Origin of the sequence: Marinobacter bryozoorum (assembly GCF_023156245.1) — a bacterium.
Classification (GTDB): domain Bacteria; phylum Pseudomonadota; class Gammaproteobacteria; order Pseudomonadales; family Oleiphilaceae; genus Marinobacter; species Marinobacter bryozoorum.
Window position 1 is genome coordinate 1 of the sequence record NZ_JAKZAH010000067.1, and the last position, 7989, is coordinate 7989.

Annotated in this window: 7 protein-coding genes; 6 read left to right on the forward strand and 1 reads right to left on the reverse strand. The window is 59.8% G+C overall.

Features of this window, described 5'->3' with window-relative positions; genetic code table 11:
* Positions 1 to 185: 185 nt before the first annotated feature.
* From MLC59_RS19065 to MLC59_RS19085, 5 genes are all read left to right on the forward strand, one after another.
* Positions 186 to 1988: an acyl-CoA dehydrogenase gene (locus MLC59_RS19065; protein ID WP_248237190.1), complete on the forward strand. Its 1803-nt coding sequence runs from the start codon at positions 186 to 188 to the stop codon at positions 1986 to 1988.
* Between the two features lie 52 nt (positions 1989 to 2040).
* The gene (locus MLC59_RS19070) at positions 2041 to 3150 is read left to right on the forward strand and encodes a zinc-binding dehydrogenase (protein ID WP_248237191.1); all 1110 of its coding nucleotides are present in this window, start codon (positions 2041 to 2043) and stop codon (positions 3148 to 3150) included.
* Positions 3151 to 3227: 77 nt separating this feature from the next.
* Complete coding sequence (locus MLC59_RS19075; protein WP_248237192.1) at positions 3228 to 4643, forward strand: aldehyde dehydrogenase family protein; 1416 nt, start codon at positions 3228 to 3230, stop codon at positions 4641 to 4643.
* A gap of 139 nt (positions 4644 to 4782) precedes the next feature.
* Positions 4783 to 5169: a hotdog fold thioesterase gene (locus tag MLC59_RS19080; protein ID WP_282451106.1), complete on the forward strand. Its 387-nt coding sequence runs from the start codon at positions 4783 to 4785 to the stop codon at positions 5167 to 5169.
* Positions 5170 to 5545: 376 nt separating this feature from the next.
* Positions 5546 to 6301, forward strand: coding sequence for an SDR family NAD(P)-dependent oxidoreductase (locus MLC59_RS19085; RefSeq protein ID WP_248237194.1), 756 nt, complete (start codon positions 5546 to 5548; stop codon positions 6299 to 6301).
* Positions 6302 to 6352: 51 nt separating this feature from the next.
* Here MLC59_RS19085 and MLC59_RS19090 read toward each other — a convergent pair whose 3' ends face one another.
* Positions 6353 to 6976, reverse strand: coding sequence for a QsdR family transcriptional regulator (locus MLC59_RS19090; RefSeq protein ID WP_248237195.1), 624 nt, complete (start codon positions 6974 to 6976; stop codon positions 6353 to 6355).
* 409 nt (positions 6977 to 7385) lie between these two features.
* Between MLC59_RS19090 and MLC59_RS19095 the strand changes: the two genes are divergently transcribed.
* Positions 7386 to 7919, forward strand: a complete 534-nt coding sequence (locus MLC59_RS19095; RefSeq protein WP_248237196.1) for a histidine kinase N-terminal 7TM domain-containing protein — start codon at positions 7386 to 7388, stop codon at positions 7917 to 7919.
* Positions 7920 to 7989: the final 70 nt, after the last annotated feature.

The window sequence follows — 7989 nt, forward strand, 5'->3', positions numbered from 1 at the left end:
ACAGGCCGGATATATGGCAGCAACCTGTCCCTCATCAGACTCTGGAGCCTTGCAAACGGGGAGGAGACCATATATGGGTTTCGTGGCTAAAAACGCTCTTTCCTCTTTTCCTTCCGTTCGCCCTGAGCCTGTCGAAGGGCCGTGGATTCCGTGGCAAATCAGTTATTTCAGAAAGGCATACCCGCGTGCAACAAAACATCATCAACACCAGCGATCTCGAATTCCAGCTCTTTGAACTCCACCGGGTCGAGGACTTCCTCGAGTACGACCGCTACGCTGACCACAACCGTGAAACCCTGCAGGCGGCCCTGGACCTGGCGCTGAAGGTGGCAACAGAGGAGTTCGCCCCCCATGCCCGGCTGGTGGACGAGGAAGAGCCTACGTTCGAGGGCGGGCAGGTGGTGATGCGTCCGGAAGTGAAGAAGGCCCTGGACGTGCTGCGGGAGACCGGCCTGCTGGCGGCCAGCCAGGACTATGAGCGGGGTGGCATGCAGCTGCCCAGCGCCGTGGGCCAGATGTGCGTTGGGCTGCTCAAGGGGGCCAATGTGGGCACCCAGGCCTACGCAGGGCTGACCATTGCGGCCGCCAACCTGATCCTGACCCAGGGCAGCGAGGAACAGAAAACCCGCTACGCTGAACCCATGCTCAGCGGGCGTTTCTTTGGCACCATGTGCCTGACGGAGCCCCATTCCGGCTCCTCCCTCGGGGACCTGCGCACCCGGGCCGAACCGGCGGGTGATGGCAGTTATCGCCTCAAGGGCAACAAGATTTTCATTTCCGCCGGTGACCACGAACTGAGCGATAACATCGTTCACATGGTGCTGGCGCGATTGCCGGATGCGCCCCCGGGCGTAAAAGGTATCTCCCTGTTTATCGTGCCCAAGTTCCTGGTGAACGAAGACGGCAGCCTGGGCGATCGCAACGACGTGGCCCTGGCCGGCCTGATTCACAAGATGGGTTACCGGGGCACCACCTCCACCATGCTCAACTTTGGTGAGAAGGACGGCGCTGTTGGTTACCTCGTGGGCGAGCCCCACAACGGCCTGGCCGCCATGTTCCATATGATGAACGAGGCCCGTATCGGCGTTGGACTGGGCTCGGTCATGCTGGGTTACACCGGTTACCTCCACGCCCTGGAATACGCCCGTGAACGCCGCCAGGGCCGCCCGGTGGGCAACAAGGACCCGCAATCACCCCAGGTGCGGTTGATCGAGCACGCGGATATCCGCCGCATGCTGCTGACCATGAAGGCCTATGTGGAAGGCGGTCTGTCCCTGGCCCTGCAGGGCGCCCGCCTGGTGGACGAAAAGAAGGTGGCGCAGACTGACGAAGAACGGGAAATGGCCGCAGGGTTGCTCGACCTGCTGACGCCGCTGATCAAGTCCTGGCCGTCCCAGTTCTGCCTGGAAGCCAACAGTCTCGCCATCCAGGTGCACGGTGGCTACGGCTATACCCGTGAGTATCCGGTGGAGCAGTTCTATCGTGACAACCGCCTGAACCCCATTCACGAGGGTACCCACGGCATCCAGGGTATGGACTTGCTGGGGCGCAAGGTTTCCATGGCCGGTGGTCGCTATTATCAGGAGTTACTGCGCCGCATCGCTTCGACGGTTGAAGAGGCGGGCAATGACCCCAAGCTGGCTGACAACGCCCGTCGCCTGGCCGATACCGTGGAAGCCCTGAAAGAAGCCACCGACCGTATCCAGGCTGTGAAACAGGAAGGGCAGGTGGAACGTGCGCTCGCTAACGCCTCGTTGTATCTTGAAGCCTTTGGGCACACAGTGGTGGGCTGGCTCTGGCTCCGCCAGGCCCTGGCCGCCACAAAGGGGCTTGCCGGGGGCGGTCCGCAACCCGCCGCTTTCTATGAGGGCAAGCTGAAGGCCTGTGATTTCTTCAGCCGCTACGAATTGCCCCGGGTGCAGGGTTTGACGCAATTGCTCAAGGAGGTGGACGCCACCGCCCTGGATATGGAAGCCGAGGGCTTCTGATACCGCTTACCAGTTCGGAATTAACAACATCAGACAGCAGGAGGGATACACCATGAGTCGCCAGGCAAAAGCCGTGGTCTGCCGTGAATGGGGCAAGCCGGTCCAGGTTGAAACCATCACCGTAGACGGCCCCAAACGGGGCGAAGTTACCATCAAGGTTGCCGCCTGTGGCGTATGCCACAGTGACCATTCCGCCACCACCGGCAAGATCCAGTACCCGCCACCCCTGGTGGTTGGCCACGAAGCCGCCGGTGTTGTGATTGAAGTGGGCGAGGGCGTTACCGACCTCAAGGAAGGCGACTACGTGGTGAGCACCTTCATCACCATGTGTGGCAAGTGCCGCAACTGTGTCCGTGGCCGTCCGGTGCTGTGTGAAAACGCCAAGAAGTCCATGGTGACCCTGCCCGACGGTACCGTCCGTACCCACGGCAAGGACGGCGAAGACCTTTACGTGTTCGGTGCCTGCGGCGTGATGGCGGAATACGCCACCCTGCATGAGGACAACTGCGTCAAGATCGACGAAGGAGTTCCCCTGCCCAGCGCCGCGCTGGTTGGCTGTGCGGTGATCACCGGGGTTGGCTCGGTGTTCAATACCGCCCAGCTGGAGCCGGGCTCCCGCGCTGCGGTATTCGGTATTGGTGGTGTCGGCCTGAACGCCATCCAGGGCTGTGTCACGGCCGGTGCTGAAATGGTCATCGCCGTGGACACCAACGAGGCCAAGCTGGAAATGGCGAAGGAATTCGGCGCTACGCACACCATCAACATCAATGAAGTGGAAGACGTCAGCAAGGCCATCAAGAAACTGAGTGGCGGTGGGGTAGACTATGCCTTCGAATGCGTGGGCAACGGTAAGGTGGTCGAGCAGGCCTACAAGGCCCTGGGGCGGGCTGGTACCGTGGTGGTGGTTGGTGTCGCCGATATGAAGGACAAGACCTCCATCAGCACCTTCGCCCTGCCGGCGGACGAGCGCACCCTCAAGGGCAGCTGGCTGGGCTCGGCTAGGCCCCAGTACGACTTCCCGAAGATCCTGAACCTGTACAAGGCCAATCGCCTGAAGCTGGATGAGCTGATCACCCAGACCTACAGCATTGACGAGGCGCCGCAGGCCTTCGACGACATGATTGCCGGCAAGAACGCCCGTGGCGTAATTGTTTTCGAGTAAGGCCCCTGGTCTGATCCCCTGACCAGCGCCTCCGGCTTGATCTTCTTACAACAGCGACTCCCGAAAGGAGCATTACCATGAACAATCTGAGCAAGAACTACATCAACGGCCAGTGGGTTGACTGGTCCGGCGAAACCATCGATGTACACGAAGGTACCAACGGCGACGTTATTGCCAAGGTGCCGTCTTCCGATCGCTCCGCCATGGAGCAGGCCATCGACGCCGCCGACGCCGCGTTCGACAGCTGGAGCGAGGCTCCGCTGGAAAAGCGCATCGACGTCATCAAACAGCTGCACGCGGGCCTGAAAGAACGTGCCCCGGAAATTGCCCAGGTGGTAGCCCGTGAAGTGGGTATGCCCATCAAGCTGGCGGGCATTATCCAGGCCGGTATGCCCATCAAGGTCACCGAGACCTACCTGGACATGCTGCCGGACTATCCCTTCACCGAGCAGTCCGGTAACTCCGAGGTTCAGTACGCGCCGGTAGGCGTGGTTGGCTGTATCACCCCGTGGAACTACCCGCTGCACCAGGTGATCCTGAAAGTGGTTCCGGCACTGGCCGCCGGCTGCACCATCGTGCTCAAGCCCAGCGAAGTTTCCCCGCAAAGTGCGTTTATCCTGGCGGAAATCCTGGACGGCACTGACCTGCCCAAGGGCGTGTTCAACATGGTCTGTGGCCTGGGCCAGGAAGTGGGCGACACCCTGATCAAGCACCCGAAAGTGCGCATGGTGTCCTTCACCGGTTCCACCCGTACCGGTCACCTGATCGCCCACGCAGCGGCGGACGACTTCAAGCGCATCGCCCTGGAAATGGGTGGCAAGTCCGCATCCATCGTCCTGCCGGATGCCGACCTGGAGGCTTCCGTGAAGGGCTCTTTCATGAACTGCCTGCAGAACAGCGGCCAGACCTGTACCGCGCTGACCCGCCTGCTGGTGCACAAGGACCAGCATGACCAGGCCTGTGAAATCGCCGGTGCCATTGCCAACGGCGTCAAGCTGGGTGATCCCCTGGACGAGAATACCCGCCTGGGCCCGTTGGCCTCTGCTGATCAGCGTGACAAGGTCCGTGGCTACATCAAGCTGGGTATCGAAGAAGGCGCCACCCTGGTGGCCGGCGGTGCCGAGGCACCGGAAGGGCTGGAGAACGGCTACTTCGTCAAGCCGACGGTGTTTGGCAACGTAGACCCGAACAGCCGCATCGCCCAGGAGGAAATCTTCGGGCCGGTGCTGTGCGTGATCCCCTACGAGACCGAGGAAGAAGCCATTCGCATCGCCAATGGTACAGCCTATGGTCTGTCCGGGGCGGTCTTCTCCGGTGACCAGGACAAGGCGAAGAAAGTCGCTGGCAAGATGCGCACCGGCCAGGTGTTCGTCAACGGCGGCGCCTTCAACCCGCTGGCGCCCTTCGGTGGGTTCGGCCACTCCGGCATCGGCCGCGAGTTCGGCAAGTGGGGCCTGGAGGAATTCCTCGAGGTTCGCGCATTGCAGTTGTAATGGCCGATACCGATAAGGTAAATATAGAAGGCTAACGAAAGCGGGCATCTCCTACCGGGAATGCCCGCTTTTGGTTTACAGGACTGAAGAGGAACGATTCGTGAGCAGTATCTGGACGATTACCCCCACTATTGAAAGCATGCAGGAGCGGGTAAAGAATACCGCTGTGGACAACATGGGCATCGAGTTCACCGACGTAGGTGACGACTTTATCAGCGCCCGTATGCCGGTCGACAAACGTACCGTACAGCCTTACGGCATACTGCACGGTGGTGCGTCAGTAGTGCTGGCCGAAACCTTGGGCAGCGTGGCCACCAACCACTGCCTCAAAAAAGAGGGCACCGCCGGCGTAGGGTTGGAGATCAACGCCAACCACATCCGCTCGGTAAAATCCGGCTGGGTTCACGGCACCGCGCGGCCACTGCACACCGGCGGCTCCACCCAGGTGTGGGAAATCCGCATCGAGACCGAAGATGGTAAGCTGGTCTGTGTGTCCCGCATTACCATGGCGGTTATTAATCTTTAAGGGTTAGCCACGGCCCTTCGACAGGCTCCCTTCGACAGGCTCAGGGCGAGCGGGGGCACGGAAAGAAAAGATGAAAAGATTTTCAGCCACGAAATCCACGAAACCCACGAAAGAAGACGGAAAGAGAAGATAACTTAGTCACTAAGCCATAGAAAAAAGGAAAAATGGCTACTGGAGAGACTGTCTTTGGCTTTAAATTTCGTGGTTTTCGTGGTTTTCGTGGTTTTCGTGGTTTTCGTGGCTAATAGTGTCTTTATCTTTTGTTTTGTCCGTGCTTTGTCCGTGTTTTTCCGTTCGCCCTGAGCCTGTCGAAGGGAGCCCCTGTCGAAGGGCCGTGGATTCCGTGGCAAATTAATACAATAAAGGAGCTATCCCCATGCAACTTGGACTGAAAGGCAAGAACGCCGTCGTAACCGGCGGCAGTAAAGGTATCGGTCGTTCCATCGCCCTTGCGCTGGCGGCCGAAGGTGTCAATGTCGCCATCTGTGCCCGCAGTGAGGGACCGCTGGATCAAACCCTGAAGGAAATCCAGGCGCTGGGCGTAAAAGGGTATCGTGAAGCCTGTGACGTGGGTGACAAGGCCAGCCTGGACACGTTCCTGGACAACGCACGCCGTGAGCTGAGCGGCGTCGATATCCTGGTCAGCAACGTCTCCGCCCTCGGCGCCGGCAACGACCTCAAGGCCTGGGACGCCAACGTCACCCTGGACCTGATGTCCACCGTACGTGCCGTCGACAAGGTGCTTCCCTGGATGAAGGAAGCCGGCAGTGGCAACATCATCATCCTGTCTTCCATCTCCGGCATCGAAGTGGGTACCACCCAACCCTATGCCGCCACCAAGGCAGCGCTGATCAGCTACGCCAAGTCACTGGCGGTAGACCACGGTCCGGACGGCATCCGGGTCAACAGCATTGCCCCCGGTTCCATCAAGTTCCCCGGTGGTGTCTGGGACAAGGCCGAGAAAGCCAATTCACCCCGTTACCAAAGCACCCTGGATCGTATTCCCTGGGGACGTTTTGGCAAACCGGAAGAAGTGGCCAACGTGGCGGTCTTCCTGGCTTCGGATGCCGCCAGCTGGGTTACTGGCGCCTGCGTTCCGGTAGACGGGGCTCAGCACCGCTCAAATATGTGACAGCCGTAAAGCCTTACCGGCCTGCGGGTGCATACTCGCCATCTGTCGGGCCTAAGGCTTTCCCCCAAGCAAAATCTTCACCGCCAGGCAGGCCTCCTCCACCTCCTGGATGTTGGGTTCCCGGCCGATAATTACATCGGAATACAGGCAGGACTCCGCCAGCCGCACCATAAAGTACGACAGGCTCTCCACCCGCATGGGCGGCTTCTCCAGGCATCCCTTGTCCACCTGGTCCTGGATCATCAGTGTGTTCGCCTCCACGACCCGGCTGTGCATGGTCGAAGCCGACGAGGTCAGTACCCGCAACGCATGCTCCGGGTCCTGCTTGATAAAGTCCCGTAAGGGCCTGGCGCTCACCAGTTCGATGGTAATCCGCCGGTACACCTCAACAACGAAATCCACCCCGTTACCGGGGGTAGAGGCCACTACCGAAGCCCGGATCGGTTCATACAGCGACCACAGGATATCCCCCAGCAACAGATCCTTGTTGCCCACCCAGCGGAAAAGGGTAGCCCGCCCGATGCCAAGCTCCTCAGCCAGGTCCGCCAGGTGGAGCCGGTCGCCCTTCAGCCAGATGCGACGGGCGCGGCTGAAAGCCTCAGCCGGCGTTGCGCCAGATGAGCGTTTACGGGTTTTCTGCAGTTCACGCTGCAATGGAGAATGTGTAACTGCCACGGGCGTCTCACTTCTGGTTTTAAAAGGTACGAAAAGCGGCCTTGTCGCTACCTTTTTGGTCATTGTTTTTGTTTCATAGACTTTGGAAGTCTGGTGGAATAGAGCCAGCACTCTATAAACGGACGATACCTTCCCCGGTAACGTCTCGCAAATGAGTCAGACTTTCCAACATATTTGCGGCAAAAACAATAACCAATTTGGCAAACTGAAAGCCGGAGCCCGTTGATGCTGTTTATTACGGCCCTGTTGACCTCCTTCCTGGTGACCTTGTTCCTTGCTCGCTATGCCTGGGCCCGGCGGGAAATGCCTGCCGCACGGTCTGTGGCGGTTATGATGGTGGTGGACCCTGTTCCTGGCGATACAGCTGCTCCATTCGGGTGCCCCCGACCTGGTCCCCCAGCCTGAGAGTATGCCCCTGTTCTGGTTTCGGTTGATGTTTGTCGGGGTTGGCTTACTGCCCGCCTCGCTGCTTGTCTTTGTGTTGCAGTACACGGGCATGGAGGATCGTGTCAGCCGGCGCCTGTTGCTGTTCCTGTCGATAGAGCCGGTACTGGTGGTGCTGGCCGCACTTACCGATGGCCTGTTCCACGACTGGTTCCTGGCGGGTTATGTACCGGGCCCTGACAGGGACTTTGTTGGTGGCCCCGCGTTCTGGCTACACACGCTCTATTCCTACCTCCTGGCTTTTGCGGCCTATGGGCTGCTGATTCGCTTTATGGTCCGTTCCCGGTCCTATCAGGCACAGGCCGCTTTCCTGTTGCTCGGCGGATTGGCCGCATCGGCAGCCAATATCGTGACCATTCTGGGGTTGCTTCCGGAATCCCTGGAAGGCATGGACATAAGCCCCTTCGGTTTCCTGGTGACCGCTGTCGTGATGCTGCTCAACGTTCGCAGCCAGGGATTCCTGGACGTCATGCCCATCGCCCGGTCCCTGGTTGCGTAAACCGCTGAAGGTTGCCACCCATTCCACGTGAAGCCTGCCACCCGGACCGGAGCAAGGCTGCCACCCATCG

Bases quoted from the DNA above. Each gene is read 5' to 3' on its own strand.
- MLC59_RS19070 (WP_248237191.1), top strand. From the start codon at position 2,041: ATGAGTCGCCAGGCAAAAGCCGTGGTCTGCCGTGAATGGGGCAAGCCG.
- MLC59_RS19075 (WP_248237192.1), top strand. From the start codon at position 3,228: ATGAACAATCTGAGCAAGAACTACATCAACGGCCAGTGGGTTGACTGG.
- MLC59_RS19080 (WP_282451106.1), top strand. From the start codon at position 4,783: ATGCAGGAGCGGGTAAAGAATACCGCTGTGGACAACATGGGCATCGAG.
- MLC59_RS19085 (WP_248237194.1), top strand. From the start codon at position 5,546: ATGCAACTTGGACTGAAAGGCAAGAACGCCGTCGTAACCGGCGGCAGT.
- MLC59_RS19095 (WP_248237196.1), top strand. From the start codon at position 7,386: ATGCCCCTGTTCTGGTTTCGGTTGATGTTTGTCGGGGTTGGCTTACTG.